A 17,317-nucleotide genomic window follows, 5' to 3' on the forward strand; every position below is an offset into this window, starting at 1 on the left:
AAAATAATTATCGCCAGATGACACGAGCCCCCTGGGCGACTGCATGAGACCATTGAAAAATAATTATTACCGAATGAAATGCCAATTAAAATTTTTGTTATATATTTAAAATCAGAAACTTATAAAACTTAATCCCCATGAGAAAGGCAGACCTTGTTAACCAAATTTCGGAAAAAACAGGTATACCTAAGGTTGACGTCCTGGTGACGCTTGAAACCATGTTTAAAGAAGTAAAAGAAACCCTTTCCCAGGGAGAAAACATTTATATCCGGGGATTCGGCAGTTTTATCACTAAAAAACGGGCTGCAAAGATCGGACGTAATATAAAGAAGAATGTCGCTGTTCATATTCCTGAACACTACATCCCTGCTTTTAAACCCGCCAAAGAATTTGTTGCAGAAGTAAAAAAACTGCAATCAGTCAAAGAAGATCAGACAAATCACGACGAAGAGATGTAGAAGAGACGTAATTTTGCGCTCTAATCATAAACATGAAGAGACAGCAATATTTAGTCGCCGGCACTGGAGTGCTTTTACTACTCGCTCTGTATTTTTTTGGACAAACTACACCTCCGCAAAAGAAAAAGGCGGCCCCTACCGAGGAGCCTTCAGGGGAGTCTCATGTTAAATCCCTTGATTTACAGGATATTCTGCAAGCTGCGCAATCCCATCTTACACCTGGGCAGTTATCATATGTGAACCGGTTGCAAAATTCGGTGGTCCGGGGAGACGTGAAAAATCAGCAGGTGAAAGCTTATCAACAACTGGCTGCATTCTGGAGAGATTCGGTCAGGGAAGGGTATCTTCCTTATGCTTATTATACGGGAGAAACAGCTAAATTGGAAAATTCTGAAAAAAGTCTCACCTTTGCTGCCCAATTATTTTTGCAAGGGTTACGTGGACAGGATAATCCAGCCATGAAAAGCTGGATGGCCACGAGTGCTAAAGAGTTGTTTGAAAAGGCATTAGAACTGAATCCAGGCAATGATTCTTTAAAAGTTGGGCTTGGAGCGAGCTACATTTTTGGCAGCACGTCCGGTAGTCCACAGGAAACAATGCAGGGAATTCAGCGGATTTTAGAAGTAGTCCGCCGGGATTCAACCAATATGTACGCTCAGTTCATGCTGGGTTTAGGAGGGGTTGAATCAGGGCAATTTGATAAAGCTATTGAACGTTTGACAACAGTTGTTCAACATCAACCTGCCAATATCGAAGCGATACTCCTACTGGCCGAGGTCCACCAGCAGAAAGGGAATAAAGCAGATGCCATAAAATGGTATGGAGTGGCTAAGAAGCTGGTCGTTAACCAGGATCTGATCCGGGAAATTGATCAACGCATCCAATCATTAAAGTAAGCCTTTGCGTAAAGGTTTATTGTAAAATTATTTATTAACAAAAAAAAGAATTGAGTATGCCTTGTGGTAAAAAGCGTAAGCGTCATAAAATTGCGACGCATAAGCGGAAGAAAAGACTAAGAAAAAATCGCCATAAGAAGAAGAATAAATAATTTTATTCTATAAGACCGGGCCTGCCGAAGGCCCGGCATTTTTCTTTCCCGAAGCTGAATTTTTTATTTGCCGCTATTTAGCCTGATTGCAATTCTGACCGATACCGGACAAATAAACCCTCTTCAGCAATTGTGATTTGATTGACAAAAGGCCGTTTTTAACGGCAAATGCTTGTATGCTTGAATAAGGAACTGATCATAAATGCGACTCCGCAGGGCGTAGAAATAGCCTTGTTGGAGGATAAAAAGCTGGTGGAGTTGCACCATGAGAAAACTGATGCCAGTTTTGCCGTTGGTGATTTATACCTGGGAAAAGTGAAAAAACTGATCCCCGGTCTGAATGCGGCATTTGTGGATGTAGGTTTTGAAAAGGATGCCTTTCTGCATTATACGGATCTTAGTCCCTATGCACGATCCCTGTTGAAATTCACCCAACAGGCCATGAATGACAACAGTGCGGAAGGTTTCGATTTCGGAGGATTCCAGGTGGAACCGGAGATTGTCAAGACAGGAAAGATCAATGAGGTATTGAATGGCAAACCTCACATCCTCGTACAGATACTTAAAGAGCCCATTGCTGCAAAAGGCCCCCGTTTGAGTTGCGAGATTTCCCTTCCCGGCAGATTTGTGGTGATCACTCCTTTTAACGATATCGTCGCCGTCTCCCGTAAGATCCATTCTTCGGACGAGCGCAAGCGTCTTCAGAAGATCGTGGAAGCCATCAAATCAAAAAATTTCGGAGTTATCGTACGCACAGCTGCAGAAGGGAAAAATACCGCAGAACTGCATGAAGATCTAACCGAACTGGTAGCCACCTGGAGAATGATCCAGCATAATTTAAAAGGCTCCGTTCCCCCCGCCAAAATCCTCAGCGAACAAACGAAAACGACCAGTATGCTGCGGGATCTGCTGAATGCAGATTTCAATAAGATTGTCATTAATGACCGGAATATTTTCAACGACACCAAAAGTTACATCCAACGGATAGCTCCCGATAAGGCTGATATTGTCTCTTATTATAATAATGGCTCTCCGATATTCGACCAGTTCAGCGTAACCAAACAGGTAAAAGCTGCTTTTGGTAAGACGGTAAATCTGCCCAGCGGAGCCTACCTGATCATCGAGCATACGGAAGCTCTTCATGTCATCGATGTGAACAGTGGTTATAAGAGCGTAAGCAATAACCAGGAACAGAATGCGCTGGAAACCAACCTGGAAGCTGCCGAAGAAATTGCCAGACAATTGCGTCTGCGGGATCTGGGCGGGATCATCGTGGTCGACTTCATCGATATGAAACTTCCCGACAACAAGCGGAAGTTGATGGAGGCCATGGAATCCTTTATGCGTACCGATCGTGCGAAACATGCCGTTTTGCCGATTTCCAAATTCGGACTGATGCAGATCACCCGCCAACGCATGAAACCAGAGGTAACTATCAATACACAGGAAATTTGTCCGACCTGCAATGGTACCGGTAAAATATCCTCTGCATTGATCCTGGAAGATGAGATCGAAAAGAACCTTAGTTATCTGATCAATCACCAACATAAGGACCTGGTCCTGGCCGTACATCCTATCATGCATGCCTACCTGACAAAAGGGACCCTTCTGGGCATCGGTTCCAGACAATGGAAATGGAGATGGAAGTACAAACAAAAGGTCGGGCTCCGCGCCAATACCAATTACCACCTCACCGAATTTCACTTTTTCGACAAACAGGACGAAGAAATCAAGCTGTAAAATCCCCTCAAAGGAAAGTATTTAAACGTGTGGGCTTTCCCTTTGGAGCTCATCTTAACTATTTCCCCCTACCTGAAGGCTTGGAGTCATTAGACCATAAGCCAATGCATGTTATAAAAAATGCAAATCAAAAAATCTTAGTGGTTTTAAAAGAGGGGATTACAAAGGGGAAACCCCTTTGTCGCCACGCATAAGGCTTTCCTTATTTGCCCCCCGGGACGAAAATTTAAGCAAAGGAGTCCCGGGGGGCAAATAAGGAAAGCCCCTGTAGAAACAGGGGCTACTCTTTCTTTCACTGTCAACATTGAGTCACACAAATTTTCCCTAAAGGTTTAACTTTTCGTTCTTGTTCTACTGCCTGATAAGGGCATAAAAGAGTTTCGGCGAAAAGCGGAAAGATCAATGATCTTCCCGGTGATCTTTTTTTCGGGTGGTGACCCGAATGCATCAGGTGTCGGGTAATGAATCGTCCTGTGACGAAGCTTTCTCATGTGTAGTAGTCTTAAATAAATTGAATTACCAGATTCTTTATTATTGTTTTTGCAGAACTAATCTAAGATTGCCTTGATCACCCCCGCCATAAATAACGTCAATGGAAAGGGTGATAAGTCCCGTACAGGACAATACATAACCGGATCCGCCACCTGAAGAAGTTGTGACTCCTCCGTAATCTCCAAAATCTACCTTTGGAACGGTTGCCTCCCCCGTTGTCGGGTTTACATTTACCAACAAAGGCTGGATTACTGTTGCTCCTCCTGAAAGTGAGCCGGGCCATACCTGGCTCAGATTTATCTGATTAGGTCCGGGTCCGTCCGTCACCATTACCGTTCCTCCAATAGGGTTATCTGCCCAATCATCCGTGACCACCGTATATTTTCCGCCAATGCTTCCGCTAAAAGCGCAGCCTATATACCCGGTAAAGGAAAAGGCGCTGTAGTAGAACGGACCATTGATCAGACCGCTGCCTGAGTTATCGCCGGTATTGTTTACATCGTAGGTTTTGCCGCTCTTGGTAACTACCCTTGTATAAACCGTATAAAAAGACCCTGGTTCAAAAGTGGATGGATCGACGCCAAAGGCAGCGCCTAATTCCGCGCCGGTTACGGCAAGTTTGTTGTCTTTGGAATATGGAACTGATTTTACCATATGCCATTTTGTAGTATCATACGTAGATCCCAATGCGCTATACAGGACGGTATGATCTACCTCCTCACCACCGGCATAGGCATGCGTAATAATCCCTATAGTGGAAGTTGCGATTGGAGAACCAAATGTCTGCCCGAGCGTACTGTCCAACACCAGGTAAGAACCGATCCCGTTATTCTTTACATCCGTAAGCGGATTGATCGAGCCACCCGTTTTCTTGCACGAGTTAAAACCGAACCACCCAAAGGCAGCCATTATCAGTATCATTATTAATTTCTTCATAGTTTCCCTTTTTAAGCTTTATTTAATAAAATCATCCGGATTATTATCCCAGAACACTTTGTTAACCGCATCACCCGGAGCTTTTTGTGCGGGGGCATTTGAATTCCGGTTCACATAAACTGATGGATAATAGAAGGAACGCATAAAATGACCAGGATTAGGCACGGCCACAGCGGCCTGCATATTATCGGGCTTCCCTGTACGCCGGTAATTGTTATACGATTCCACGCCGTTGCCCCAAAGGGCCAGGTAGTATTCCGTCATGATGATATTCAAACGGGCATCATCCGATGCGGCCGCATCATAATTACTCAAAACCAGGTTGATATAATCTGTAACCTGAGTGGGGGATGGGACATAAGCAGGATCGGGGGTTACGCCTACAGTTCCAGGGAAACCCATTACCTTGGTAATGGAAGCGGTTACGCCGTTCTCCAAAAGGGTACGGGGACTTCCCGCATCCGCAATTCCCAGCACAAGTGCCGCTTCAGCTTCCAGAAAGGCAGTATAAGAGGATAACCAGATCGGATTGATCCCTGCTCCCTGACCACCGCCACCTAAAGTAACGGTCTTAGGTTTGTCGGCATCGAATTCGCCTCCTGCAGGGTATACGCCCCATGCGGTACGATATCCTCCATCTGGCGGAGCTCCGCTATTATCGCCATGGTCCCTGCCTACATATCCTTTTCCGATAAGACAGTAAGGAGTCTGATCGGGAACGCTGGGATACCAGGCTGGATAGTTGGGTGAAGCGCCAAACTGCGATCTGACAAAACAGGGGCAGGTTTGAGAATTCGCCCAGGTATAAGTTTTTGTTTGCCGGTAGAAATAATATCGTAACCTGGGATCGCCTGAAAAGTTAATGATACCACCGTATTTTTGCGAAGCCATCATCCACATATAGTAGTTCCCGACATATTCTCCTACGCCTCCGGAGCTTACATAGTCCAATCCATAATGGGGATGTCTGCTGTCCGGAGAAGTAAGATTCGTCCCATATCTGAAGACAAAATCCTGGGATGGATCGTTAATGAGATTGTTTTCGGTTACTAATGCCTGAATCTTGGGAAGGACCGAATTATCCACTAAACGGACCTGCATATAATATTTAAGTTTCAGCGTTTTGGCCAGCGCCAGCCAGTTGTCTGCAGAAGAAGAGCCCGGATAAAAAAGATCATTCGCAGGCCCTGCCGCCCCGCCGGTTTTGCCCAGATCGGCAATTGCGCTGTCCAGCAAAGTTTGGACGGCAGCGTAGGAAGTAGCTCCGGGATCAACCTTAGGGCTTGTATTGGCACTACCCAGATTTGATTCGGAATAGGGAACATCGCCAAAGTCATCTACTAAAGTGCCCAGCGTATAAGCTGACAGAATGCGGGCGATGGCAGAGTGAATATACTTTTTCTGAGCCTGTGCCAGTGGTATCATGGCGCCCATGTTATTCAGGACACCGGTATTAGTGGCATATACCGGGTCAGATGCATAAGCGGCGATCCATTCATTATCAAAACTGGCCGGCGTATAAGCATTTCTGTAAAATGGTCCGACCCAGGATTGCTGACGTGTCAATTGAGCTCCAAAGTCCGAGGCATTATAATGAGCGTTTAACAGGTTGTTCGGAGTTCCGGCATAGAAATTATTAAAGCTCAGCTGGATCTGGTTCAGATAAAGATCGACATCGGCTGTTGAGGGAGCGGGATAATTTGGATTGTTCAGTAAATTATCCATTTGTTTTTTACAGGACGAGATCCCTGTAAGTATCGTTATACCCAAAAGCCCAAGAATAATATTTTTATAGCGCATAATTGCAGTTTTAAAATTTAGAAAGTTACCCTTATGCTTCCGCCAAAACGACGGGCAGAAGGCCCTGTCAGGAATTCCATTCCTCTTCCGTTACCTACACCAAGACCGGAAGCTTCCGGATCAAAATGTACATACTTGGGAAAGTTCGGAGCATAGTACCAGAGATTAGTACCGGATATACTGAAGGAAACAGAGCCGAAAGGTAATTTGGATATTAATTTTGCAGGAAGGCTATAACCAAGAGAAGCTTCCCTTAACCGGATACAGGTAGCATCGTAGATAGCCGATTCATCGGCTGCGCCATTGGTGATACCATTTCCGTAATAGGCCTGGGTCGCGGAGATCTGGATATTGTTAGGCTGCCCGTTCTCCAGAACACCCGGCAGGATCAGCGGAAGCGATCTGTCGAATTGTGTGTCCTTCGTAACACCACGGCTTAACAAGGCTCCTGCTGTACCGGAATACATATCTCCTCCGCAGGTATAATCCACCTGCAGGCGGAAATTAAATCCCTTGTAAGTCAGGGTACTGATCCCTGTTAGTTTATATAACGCATTGGGGTCGCCTATCACGGCTATATCATTTGAATTGATATAATTACCGTCCGTACCGACAAGACGTTTGCCGGATTTTGGGTCCTTCTGAAAATAACTGGATTCAATAACTCCCAGCGCATATCCGTTCTTGGCAAAGGTTCCTTTATTGGAATACCCTGCGGTAGGAATATCTTTCAGGTCGACAGGGATATCGGTAACCTTGCTTTTGTTGAGAGTATATAATCCTTCCAACTGCCATTTCCATTCCTTGGACTGGATGGGCACCAAACCCAGAGCAATCTCGATCCCTTTATTGGCAACCTGACCGGCATTTATAAACTGACCTGTGTAACCAGAAGACGGATCCAGAGGTCTTTGCAGGATCTGGTTCTTTGCGATCCGGCTGTATAAGGTCAGGTCAAGGGATATGCGGTTGTTAAACAATTTTGCTTCAACCCCTCCTTCTGTTTCCCGCAACAACTCAGGTTTTAATGCAGGATTAGCCAGATTGGCCGGGAATGTATTCACATTGATAGCCGCACCCCCATTGGTAACAAAAGTTCTGGTGGCTATGTTGATATAGGGTCTTGTATTATAAGCAGGGGGATAATTGGCGCTGGTGGAATAACCTAACCTGAATTTCAAATAACTCAGCACCTTATTATTTTGTAATCCCGAGAATACGGAGGTCGGTATAAATGAAACACTGGCATTCGGATAAAATATGCTCCTGTTGGGAGATTCTACCGTTGATTTCCAGCTATTACGTCCTCCCACCGTTAAAAAGGCATAATCACGGAAACCAAGTTGGGCCAGGCCGAAAGCACCAAGATCCAGTGTTTCTGAATTTATCGTGTTGAGATCCGTCAGCCCGTCTTCGGCAAGGGTGCTGTGAGAAACGAAGTTTGCATGGTTCATTAAACCATATACCAATTGTTGCTGACTGGTTTGCCCGGATTGCGTGTAGATTTCCCTTCTTGAGTTGACACCAGCGTCTACGTTCAGATTAAAATCACTGGTCAGGTTATGATTATAGTTTAAAAAGAAGGTATGATCCCAGATCGTACTTACATCATTAGCCGTACGAAGGATACCGGTTGGGGTAAGAAGTCCTCCTTTATTTTGCGCATATTCCTGAAATTCTGAGTAATTGTCATAACCAACCCGGTAAGCCAGGTTCAATTCTTTCATTACCTCGAATTTTACCTGAGCCTGACCGAACACCCTGTTCACTTTATCTACCGTAAAGGCATTGTTCAAGGTCCACCGGGGATTCTGAATACCGTTGTCATTACGATAATAAATCGCAGAATGATCCAAAGGGCTTTCATAGGGAAGACCCATCAGGTCAACGGCTGTTGGCGTATACATTACGTTTCCAAAAACAGAAGTGTTGGTTGAGTTATTTCCATAACTATCGCTGGTAGGAGGTGTTTTAACATCCGTTATTACATAGTTGATAGTACCGCTTATGGTAAAACGGTTGGAAAGTTTGGCAGTTCCTCCGAGACCGAACGAATTTTTGAAAAGCCCGTTTCCAATGAGATAACCTTTATCATCCGTATAACTATAGTTCATATTATAGTTAACCGTAGGAGTTGATCCTGCCACATTGATGGCCGTATTACTGGTGCTGCCGACGCGGAAAAAATGGGGTACGCTGCTATAGAATTTATAAGCATAAGGCGCTCCCTGGAATTGGGGAAAGGCAGCCGCGTACATGGGTTTATCATAAGGATGCTTAACATTATGGGGAGGGTTGACAAATTTTGCACCCCAGTTGCTAAAAAATGCGATGCCCTCGCTAAGATCGAACCCTCCACCATATTGTGTATTATACTCCGGCAGTACCGCCGTGGTTCCGAAATAGGATTGGGCCACCGAAATATCTGCTTTTTTTCTGCTCTTGGAAGTCGCTCCATTTTTGGTGGTAATCAGGATCACACCATTTCTTCCCGCTTCTCCATAAAGTGTCGTTGCACTTAATCCTTTAAGGACGTTTACGTTCTCGATGTTGTTGGGGTCCAGATCAAGAAACCGGCTGGACGTTTGAGTGCCATAAGTAAAATCGGTCTGGGAATTGGTTGCGCCGTTAAATGGAACACCATCCACCACAAAGAGCGGAGTAGAATTCCCGGTAATGGTGCTGATACCCCTGATGTTAATGTTGGTACCACTCCCGCTCAATCCGCTTGTGGCTAAAATATTCAAACCAGGGGCCTTTCCGCTCAGTACCCTTCCTAAATCAGCTTCCGGTCTTAATTCCAGGGCCGATTTATCGACAGTACTTACTGCATACCCCAAGGCCTTCTTTTCCCGCCTTATTCCAAGGGCCGTTACCACCACCTCACTTAAGGCAGAATTAACAGTCTTTAAAGAGACGCTTACCGTTGACCGGCCTGACAGGGGAATTTCTACGGTTTCATACCCAACCCCGCTGATCAAAAGGGAGCCATTAGGAGGTGTCTTTAGCTTAAACTCACCATTCATGTCGGCACTGGTGCCTGTTTTGGTGCCTTTAATCCGAATAGTTGCTGAGGGAATTGGGGATCCGGTCGGATCCGTCACCTTTCCGGTGACTTCTTTTGTTTGGGCGTGCAGCCCGGTGGCGATGAGCAATAGGAAGCCCATCGTCAAGTGACGAAATTTTCTCATGTGTAGTAGTGTTTGATCAATAAATGAAAAAAAGAATTTTCAAAGGCAAGAGATCGACCAAAATGATGACAAAAGGGCGGATTTTAATCTAAACGGCAAGTATGGTACTGTAATACATATTAGCCGCAGTTATAATGTCAGTTCCGGTAATTTAATTTACGGCTATTTTAACAATAATTTAATTTCGTTGATATATATATTTTTATTCTATGCGTTTGGGGTTGAGATTCAATTCGGAGGAAAAAGGGATCATTCAGGGGCCTAAAGGCATTTTTTCAGGGTTCAGGGCACAAGTCGTATTACCCCTGCGAATATTAAATATTGGGGAGGATCTCCACCCGGTTCTAAACGGGGACATAGGCGCAAAAAAATCATATTATATTGATTATCAATAGTTTAAATTGCCTCGTCGGATGCCTTAAAAACCCGATTCGGCCCTTCTAAAGTTATTCACACCTCAAAAAATTATTTTGTTATGTGGCGCTAATTTGTAATTTAGTGCAAGAATTTAATGGGTTAGTAAGTAAGGGGCCGGCGATCTAGCTGGCCCTTTTACTTTTTAGTCGGTACTCCATCATTATTATTCTCCTTTTGTTTTATTTATCTTCTATTCATTCCTTTTTATCTCCATTCCTTCTCTCTTTATCTCCTTTCTCTTTTCTTTTTTCCGTTTGTCCATGAATTTTTTCACTCACTTCTTTACCATGAGTTCATTTGCTGTCTCAAAACTATTTTGCGCTGCATCAAATTATTTATTCACCGATTACTCACTAAAAAAATATTCAGATCCGGAAATACGAAATTCCAAAATAGAGACAAACCAGGTTCCGGTTGTCTGATTCTAAGTAACCGGAAACCAGGACGGAAAAATCAACCTCTCGCATGAGAATAAGCAACTAAATTTGCCGGATGAGTAAAATCAAAACAGCATTTTTTTGTAGTAATTGCGGATATGAAAGTGCAAAATGGTCAGGCAAGTGCCCCTCCTGCGGAGAGTGGAATACCCTGGTAGAAGAAGTCATAACCAAGGACAATAAACTGGCTGAATCGGAATGGAAAAAATTCTCCACCGAAAAGAAAGAGGTACGGACCATTTCCCTGAATGAAGTGATCAGCGCCGAAGAAAAAAGGATCGTCACTCCGGATACGGAATTGAACCGGGTATTGGGCGGAGGCATAGTAGCCGGCAGTATCGTGCTGATTGCCGGTGAGCCTGGCATAGGTAAAAGCACCTTGTTCCTCCAGATCGGCTTATTACTAAAGGACGTCACCACACTTTATATCAGCGGAGAAGAAAGTGAACAGCAGATCAAAATGCGGGCCGACCGGCTGAATATCCGGAACGAACATTTTTACCTCCTGACCGAAACATCCACACAAACCATTTTCCAGGAGATAAAAAAATTAAAGCCCCAACTGGTGATCGTCGATTCTATTCAGACCCTCCAATCCCCCTATATTGAATCTTCGCCGGGAAGCGTTTCACAGGTCCGGGAATGCACTTCAGAATTTCAGCGTTTTGCCAAGGAGACCAATACCCCTGTGTTTTTAATCGGACATATCACCAAAGAAGGCAGTATTGCGGGGCCAAAGATCCTGGAACACATGGTCGATACCGTACTTCAATTCGAAGGAGACCGCCATTATGCCTATCGCATCCTCCGTACTTTAAAAAATCGTTTCGGTAGCACGGCGGAGCTGGGAATCTATGAAATGAGCGAAGCCGGTATGCGGGTAGTGAGCAATCCAAGTGAGCTTCTTTTCACGCAAAAAGAAGAACAGCTTAGCGGTATAGCTATCGCAGCGACCATCGAAGGGATGCGGCCACTTCTGATAGAAGTGCAGGCCCTGGTTACGCAGTCTGTTTACGGAACTCCCCAACGTACGGTAAGTGGTTTCGATCTGCGCAGACTACAATTGCTCCTGGCCGTTCTGGAAAAAAGAGGAGGCTTTCATTTCGGAGTAAAGGACGTCTTTCTCAATATTGCCGGTGGCCTGAAAGTTGAAGACCCCTCTATCGATCTGGCGGTTTTATGCGCCTTGTTAAGTTCATTTGAAGATACCCCCCTCTCCTCTCAAACCTGTTTTGCCGGAGAAGTAGGACTAAGCGGTGAGATACGGGCCGTAAACCGGATCGAACAACGGATAGCCGAAGCCGAAAAATTAGGTTTTGAAAAGATCTTTGTTTCCAAATACAACCAGAAAGGACTCAATAATCAAAAATTCAATATTGAAATCCTTCCGGTAGGGCGGGTAGAAGAAGTCTATCAGTATCTTTTTTAAGAGGGCAACCTTCCGGTTTTTTGTATATTTTTACCATTACTAAAAAGAAGACATTAATTACGGATGAATAAGCTGCTATTGCTGATACCCTGCTTTGCCGCCATTTACCTTTTCTCCTGCAGGAAAGATTCTTTTATCACCGGTAAAAATGCCGTTATTAAATTCTCATCGGATACCCTTTTCTTCGATACTGTATTTACCACCACCGGATCGGTTACACAATCTGTAAAGATCTTTAATGACAACGATCAGAAACTCCGTTTGTCCGATCTTACATTAATGGGTGGCGACCAATCCTATTTTACGCTAAATATCGACGGATCACCAGGTCCTGAACAAACCAACCTGGAACTGGCAGCCGGAGATAGTCTGTATATTTTTGTCGCCGTCCGGATCAATCCCAATTCAGCCAACCTGCCTTTCATTGTGAAAGACAGCATACGGGTATCATTTAATGGTAATGATCAATATATCCAATTGCAGGCATGGGGCCAGAATGCCATCTTCCTGCGCAATCAAAAAATTACCGGCCATGTCACCTGGAACAATACGTTGCCCTATGTTATTCTGGGCGGGCTCCAAATTGACACCAATGCAAGCCTTCTTATCCCCCAGGGTTGCCGGGTCTATTTTCACGCCGATGCTCCTCTCCTGGTGGACGGTTCCCTGCAGGTTACAGGAGACGTATATGATAGTACAAGGGTCATTTTTCAGAGCGACCGGCTGGACGCCCCCTACCGGAATTTTCCCGGAAGCTGGCCAGGTATTTATTTCAGGGAAACCAGTATCAACAATTCCCTGCACTATGCCGTGATCAGGAATGCTTACCAGGGAGTAGTCGCGGAAGCGCCATCCTCAAATGGCGCAACAAAGCTGTTGCTTACACAATGTGTTATCGATAATAGTTTCGACGCCGGTATTCTGGGCGCTCAAAGCAGTATTCAGGCATCGAATTGCCTGGTCAGCAATTGCGGGAAAAATATCGTACTGGGTTATGGCGGCAATTATGCCTTTACCCATTGCACCGCAGCCAGCTTTTCCAATACCTTCATCACGCATACCCAGCCGGTGCTTTCTGTCAGCAATTATATTGTGCAGGGAACTACCCCGGTAACGGCAGATTTATATGCCAATTTCATCAATTGTATCTTTTGGGGTGATTTCGGAAATGTAGATAATGAAGTGTCCGTATCCCGCCAGGGCAATAATCCATTCGTTGTAAATTTTTCCAATTGTCTCTGGAAAGTAAAAACGGTGCCTGCTGATATCGGTTCCGCCAATATGATCGTTAACAGCGATCCCTTTTTTGACAGTGTCAACACGTTCCAGCGGATATATGATTTTCACCTTAAAGCCAAATCACCGGCGATCGATCAGGGAACAGGGACCGGACTTCTCCTGGACCTGGACGGTCACCCCCGTACCGTAGGATTGCCTGATCTGGGATGCTACGAACGCCAATGACAGGTCAATGATCCCCATCCCCTTTGATTCCTCCGTTCATCAGTCCAGGAAAACCATTCATCCTTCAGAGCTGTCTTGACGGCGCATTTTTCCGTTCGGTTTTTGTAGTACAGTTTTTGTAGTAAATTACAGGAAGTTCCTGCATGCAGGAATTCATCCATTCTATTACCATTCAAACAAAAATCATTATCTATGTTACGTGCCACTCTTCTTTCCCTCTTCCTGGTTGCAGGAATGACCGTTTATGATTTTAAAGTGCCGGCTCTTGACGGAAGTACTATCGATCTTGCCCAATACAAGGGTAAAAAAATACTTATCGTGAACACAGCTTCCAAATGCGGATATACTCCACAATATGCCGATCTGGAAAAATTATATGAAAAATATAAAGACAAGCTGGTGATCATCGGATTCCCGGCCAATAACTTCGGCCAGCAGGAACCCGGAACCAGCAGCGAGATCAAGGAGTTCTGCACCAAAAACTACGGCGTATCGTTCCCTATGGCGGATAAAGTTGATGTTGTCGGAGACAATACCCATCCTCTTTTTAAATACCTGACCGAAGAGGCAAAAAAACTGGGCGTCGCGGACCCTGTTATCAAATGGAACTTTACCAAATTCCTGGTCGACGAGAAAGGAACCCTGATCGCCGTTTTCCCCAGTAAGGTAAAACCGATGGACGAAGAGATCACCAAATATCTTAATTAAGGAGCGATCGGCCGAAGGCCAATAATCAAATATAAAAAGATAAGATAGCCTCTTATCTTTTTATATTTGCAGCTATGTCTTTTAAGAATGTGATCGGACAGATGGAAGTCAGGAAGAGCCTGGTAGAATTGGTTCAATTCAACCGTCTGAGTCATGCCCTTCTGTTCCTGGGCAATGAAGGCAGCGGAGCCCTTGCCCTGGCCCTGGCTTTTGCCCAATATGTCGTTTGCGAAAAAGTAAACGGGAAAAAGGCGGGTGTTCCGGATAAGCCGGACGAAGCCTCCCCGGAAGTGGATCTTTCCGATGCCTGCGGGGTCTGCGCTTCCTGCGTCAAGGCCAGTCGACTCATTCATCCGGACATTCATTATTCTTATCCGGTAATTCCCAGAAAACCCGGCGACAAGCCCATCAGTACAGACTATGGTTCAGAATGGAGGGAATTTGTGGCCAAATACCCCTATGGGAATGCCTATGATTGGCTTCAGTTTATCGGGGCGGAAAACAAACAAGGTAATATTACAGCTCATGAATGCAGTGATATCATCCATAAACTAAGCCTGAAAAGTTTCGAGAGCGGGTATAAGATCCTTCTCATGTGGATGCCCGAATACCTGGGAAACGAGGGCAACAAATTGCTTAAACTCATCGAAGAACCGCCACCCGATACTCTTTTCATCCTGGTGGCCGAGAATGAATCCATGGTCCTTCAAACCATCCTGTCCCGTACCCAACTGGTCAGGATCCCCATGCCGGAAACAGCAGACATCGAGCAGGCTCTCGTGGAACGCGCCAAAATCGGAGCTGATCAGGCCCGGCAGATTGCTGCGATCAGCGAGGGCAACTACCATGAAGCCCTTCAATTGATCCGGCATGCGGAAGACGACTGGCAAAGTCTTTTGAGGGAATGGCTGAATTCCATCCTGAAAAACGGCCCCATTGCCCAGGTAAAATGGATAGAGGAGATCAGCAAATCCGGAAGGGAAAGACAAAAACAGTTCCTGCGGTACTTTAATCATCTCCTTGAACAGGCCATCCGGCTCCGCTGTATGGATGCCTCACGGCTAAATATCCCGGAAAATGAAAAAGACATTGCCAGCCGCCTTAATAAAATGGCCGATGTAGCCCAGCAACAGGCCATTATTGAAGAATTGGACCGGGCTGCCTATTATATTGAGCGAAATGCGCATGCTAAAATGCTGTTTCACGCCCTGACCATTAAGTTATATCATATTATAGCCCACCGTACGGCGCCAGTTGTTAACTGACAGATTTACCTTTTCCCTGGTCTGATTGTTTCATTTCCCCGGCAAGCCTGTTCCATTCCCCTGGCAGGATTGTTCCATTTCCCGGTTTAATTGTTAAAATCTGTTAAAATGACTCCGGATTATCAGGGATACCGATTTTACTTCAAAATGGACCCGGTCCACCCGGTTCTTTTTTTTAGCTGTGTAGGGGTCAAATGATCCTTTCGTAGTATATTTGTTTATACCCTCTCGAAGGGGGGTTTGTGAAAAGAAGTAAATCCGGACCAGACCGGCAAGTGAACAAGGTTTTGTGCCTGGGAATTTTTAACCGTTCTAACAGAGTCATCTTGCATCTATATATTTTTTTAATAATGGCTTTGCATACTCAGTAGAATTCTTCTGCCGGTGCGGTTGTTCCTTCTTTTTACGATTTATTCCTAATTTTTAATGCATTTTTGATATGGGATGTAGTAATTGTGGAACTGCCAGCGGTAAGCCGTCAGGTTGTAAGAGTAATGGCGGATGCAGTAGCGGAGGATGTAACCGGTTGAACGTGCATGACTGGCTTGCCAATCTGCCGTTTAGCGATCCCGAAAGCGGTTGTCGCATCGTGGAAATCACTTTTAACCAGGGAAGCCGCAAGGAATTTTACCGCAATACCACCACCCAGCTTTTTGAAAAGGGTGACCTGGTAAGCGTGGAAGGAGTAAGTGGATTCGACGTGGGAACCGTTAATATCACCGGAGAGATCGTCCGTCTCCAGATGAAGAAAAAAGGGGTGGAGGAATGGAACCCCGATATTAAGAAAATTCTGCGCAGATCCACCGATAAGGACCTGGAAATCATGCAACAAAATAAGTCCAGGGAAAAAGAAGCCCTGGTTAGGTCAAGAGCCATTTCCCGCCAGTTGAAACTGGATATGAAAATGAGCGAAGTGGAGATCCAGGCCGATGGACGTAAAGCAACTTTCTTTTATATTGCGGATGACAGGGTGGATTTCCGGGAATTGATCAAATTATTCGCCGGTGAATTTCGCCTCAAGGTAGAAATGCGCCAGATCGGAGCCAGACAGGAAGCTGCCAAGGTCGGAGGCATTGGAAGTTGTGGGAGGGAATTATGCTGCAGTACCTGGTTGAGCGATTTTAAATCCGTCAATACTACGGCAGCCCGCTATCAAAACCTGTCCATCAATCAAAGTAAATTGAGCGGTCAATGCGGACGGCTGAAATGCTGTCTTAATTATGAGTTGGACACTTACCTGGATGCCCTTCAGAATTTCCCGGATAATGTAGAGACCCTGCAGGTAGCTAAAGGAACGGCCATACTGATCAAAAAAGATATTTTCAAGAACCTGATGTGGTATGTACTGCCTGACAGCAACAAACAATTTCCCCTTACCATCGAAAGGGTCAGAAAGATCAGGCAGTTAAACATGCAAAATGTGATCCCTGACGGTCTGGAACCCGTTGAAGTCAGTACCGGCAAACCAAAAGAAGATGAAGGCGGTTTTGTGGATCTCGTTGGACAGATCAGCCTTAAGACCCTTGAAAAAGCCGATCGCAAAAAGAAACACAGCAATCATCACCAAGGCAGGGATAACAGAGGTGGAGAGAACAGAGGTGGCGGCGAAAACCGGGGTGGTGGTGACAATAGGGGCAGCGGTGAAAACAGGGGCGTAGGAGAGAACAGAAATAGCAGAGAAAACAGGCCACCTGGTGATAACAGAGATAACAGACCTCCCGGCGATAACAGGGACAGAAGGCCTCCGGTCAGACGGGATAACAGGGCGCCTGGCACCCCTCCTCCCGGGAATGAAAGAGCTCCGGGAAATAATGACAGACCTCCCAGAGAAAACAGGGAAAACATCCCTCCTTCTGAGAATAAAGACAACAGTGACAACAAAGATCAGGATCAGAAAAGACCCCCGCAACAACGTAACAGACGCAGATAAAA

Annotated in this window: 11 protein-coding genes; 8 read left to right on the forward strand and 3 right to left on the reverse strand. The window is 45.3% G+C overall.

Annotation, left to right across the window (positions count from 1 at the left end):
- The first annotated feature begins 137 nt into the window (after positions 1-137).
- From ACX0G9_RS29390 to ACX0G9_RS29400, 3 genes are all read left to right on the forward strand, one after another.
- On the forward strand, positions 138-458 hold the full coding sequence (locus ACX0G9_RS29390) for an HU family DNA-binding protein (RefSeq protein WP_459068563.1): 321 nt from the start codon (positions 138-140) through the stop codon (positions 456-458).
- Between the two features lie 32 nt (positions 459-490).
- Positions 491-1,354, forward strand: a complete 864-nt coding sequence (locus ACX0G9_RS29395; RefSeq protein WP_459068564.1) for a tetratricopeptide repeat protein — start codon at positions 491-493, stop codon at positions 1,352-1,354.
- A gap of 332 nt (positions 1,355-1,686) precedes the next feature.
- Positions 1,687-3,246, forward strand: coding sequence for an Rne/Rng family ribonuclease (locus ACX0G9_RS29400; protein WP_459068565.1), 1,560 nt, complete (start codon positions 1,687-1,689; stop codon positions 3,244-3,246).
- A 531-nt stretch (positions 3,247-3,777) separates the two neighbouring features.
- Here ACX0G9_RS29400 and ACX0G9_RS29405 read toward each other — a convergent pair.
- The 3 genes from ACX0G9_RS29405 to ACX0G9_RS29415 are packed head-to-tail and all read right to left on the reverse strand — an operon-like array spanning position 3,778 to position 9,665.
- Positions 3,778-4,674: a hypothetical protein gene (locus ACX0G9_RS29405; RefSeq protein WP_459068566.1), complete on the reverse strand. Its 897-nt coding sequence runs from the start codon at positions 4,672-4,674 to the stop codon at positions 3,778-3,780.
- An 18-nt stretch (positions 4,675-4,692) separates the two neighbouring features.
- Positions 4,693-6,474, reverse strand: coding sequence for a SusD/RagB family nutrient-binding outer membrane lipoprotein (locus tag ACX0G9_RS29410; protein ID WP_459068567.1), 1,782 nt, complete (start codon positions 6,472-6,474; stop codon positions 4,693-4,695).
- A gap of 17 nt (positions 6,475-6,491) precedes the next feature.
- Positions 6,492-9,665, reverse strand: a complete 3,174-nt coding sequence (locus tag ACX0G9_RS29415) for a SusC/RagA family TonB-linked outer membrane protein (RefSeq protein WP_459068568.1) — start codon at positions 9,663-9,665, stop codon at positions 6,492-6,494.
- 909 nt (positions 9,666-10,574) lie between these two features.
- Here ACX0G9_RS29415 and radA point away from each other — a divergent pair.
- The 5 genes from radA (at position 10,575) to ACX0G9_RS29440 (ending at position 17,315) form a co-directional block, all read left to right on the forward strand.
- A complete protein-coding gene (gene radA, locus ACX0G9_RS29420; RefSeq protein ID WP_459068569.1) occupies positions 10,575-11,948 on the forward strand; it encodes a DNA repair protein RadA in 1,374 nt (457 codons plus the stop codon).
- A 63-nt stretch (positions 11,949-12,011) separates the two neighbouring features.
- On the forward strand, positions 12,012-13,412 hold the full coding sequence (locus ACX0G9_RS29425) for a choice-of-anchor Q domain-containing protein (protein WP_459068570.1): 1,401 nt from the start codon (positions 12,012-12,014) through the stop codon (positions 13,410-13,412).
- Positions 13,413-13,646: 234 nt separating this feature from the next.
- Positions 13,647-14,120 carry a glutathione peroxidase gene (locus ACX0G9_RS29430; protein ID WP_459068581.1) on the forward strand — a complete coding sequence of 158 codons (474 nt, stop codon included), beginning with the start codon at positions 13,647-13,649 and terminating at the stop codon, positions 14,118-14,120.
- Positions 14,121-14,194: 74 nt separating this feature from the next.
- Positions 14,195-15,385 (forward strand): DNA polymerase III subunit, encoded by a 1,191-nt coding sequence (locus ACX0G9_RS29435; RefSeq protein ID WP_459068571.1) that lies wholly within the window; start codon positions 14,195-14,197, stop codon positions 15,383-15,385.
- Positions 15,386-15,824: 439 nt separating this feature from the next.
- Positions 15,825-17,315: a PSP1 domain-containing protein gene (locus ACX0G9_RS29440; protein WP_459068572.1), complete on the forward strand. Its 1,491-nt coding sequence runs from the start codon at positions 15,825-15,827 to the stop codon at positions 17,313-17,315.
- The last annotated feature ends 2 nt before the right edge of the window (positions 17,316-17,317 follow it).

It is taken from the genome of Flavitalea flava (assembly GCF_054461575.1).

Excerpts from the sequence above, each read along its gene's own strand:
- ACX0G9_RS29425 (WP_459068570.1), top strand. The coding sequence starts at position 12,012 with ATGAATAAGCTGCTATTGCTGATACCCTGCTTTGCCGCCATTTACCTT.
- ACX0G9_RS29415 (WP_459068568.1), bottom strand. The coding sequence starts at position 9,665 with ATGAGAAAATTTCGTCACTTGACGATGGGCTTCCTATTGCTCATCGCC.
- ACX0G9_RS29430 (WP_459068581.1), top strand. The coding sequence starts at position 13,647 with ATGACCGTTTATGATTTTAAAGTGCCGGCTCTTGACGGAAGTACTATC.
- ACX0G9_RS29405 (WP_459068566.1), bottom strand. The coding sequence starts at position 4,674 with ATGAAGAAATTAATAATGATACTGATAATGGCTGCCTTTGGGTGGTTC.
- ACX0G9_RS29390 (WP_459068563.1), top strand. The coding sequence starts at position 138 with ATGAGAAAGGCAGACCTTGTTAACCAAATTTCGGAAAAAACAGGTATA.
- ACX0G9_RS29410 (WP_459068567.1), bottom strand. The coding sequence starts at position 6,474 with ATGCGCTATAAAAATATTATTCTTGGGCTTTTGGGTATAACGATACTT.
- ACX0G9_RS29440 (WP_459068572.1), top strand. The coding sequence starts at position 15,825 with ATGGGATGTAGTAATTGTGGAACTGCCAGCGGTAAGCCGTCAGGTTGT.
- radA (WP_459068569.1), top strand. The coding sequence starts at position 10,575 with ATGAGTAAAATCAAAACAGCATTTTTTTGTAGTAATTGCGGATATGAA.
- ACX0G9_RS29395 (WP_459068564.1), top strand. The coding sequence starts at position 491 with ATGAAGAGACAGCAATATTTAGTCGCCGGCACTGGAGTGCTTTTACTA.
- ACX0G9_RS29435 (WP_459068571.1), top strand. The coding sequence starts at position 14,195 with ATGTCTTTTAAGAATGTGATCGGACAGATGGAAGTCAGGAAGAGCCTG.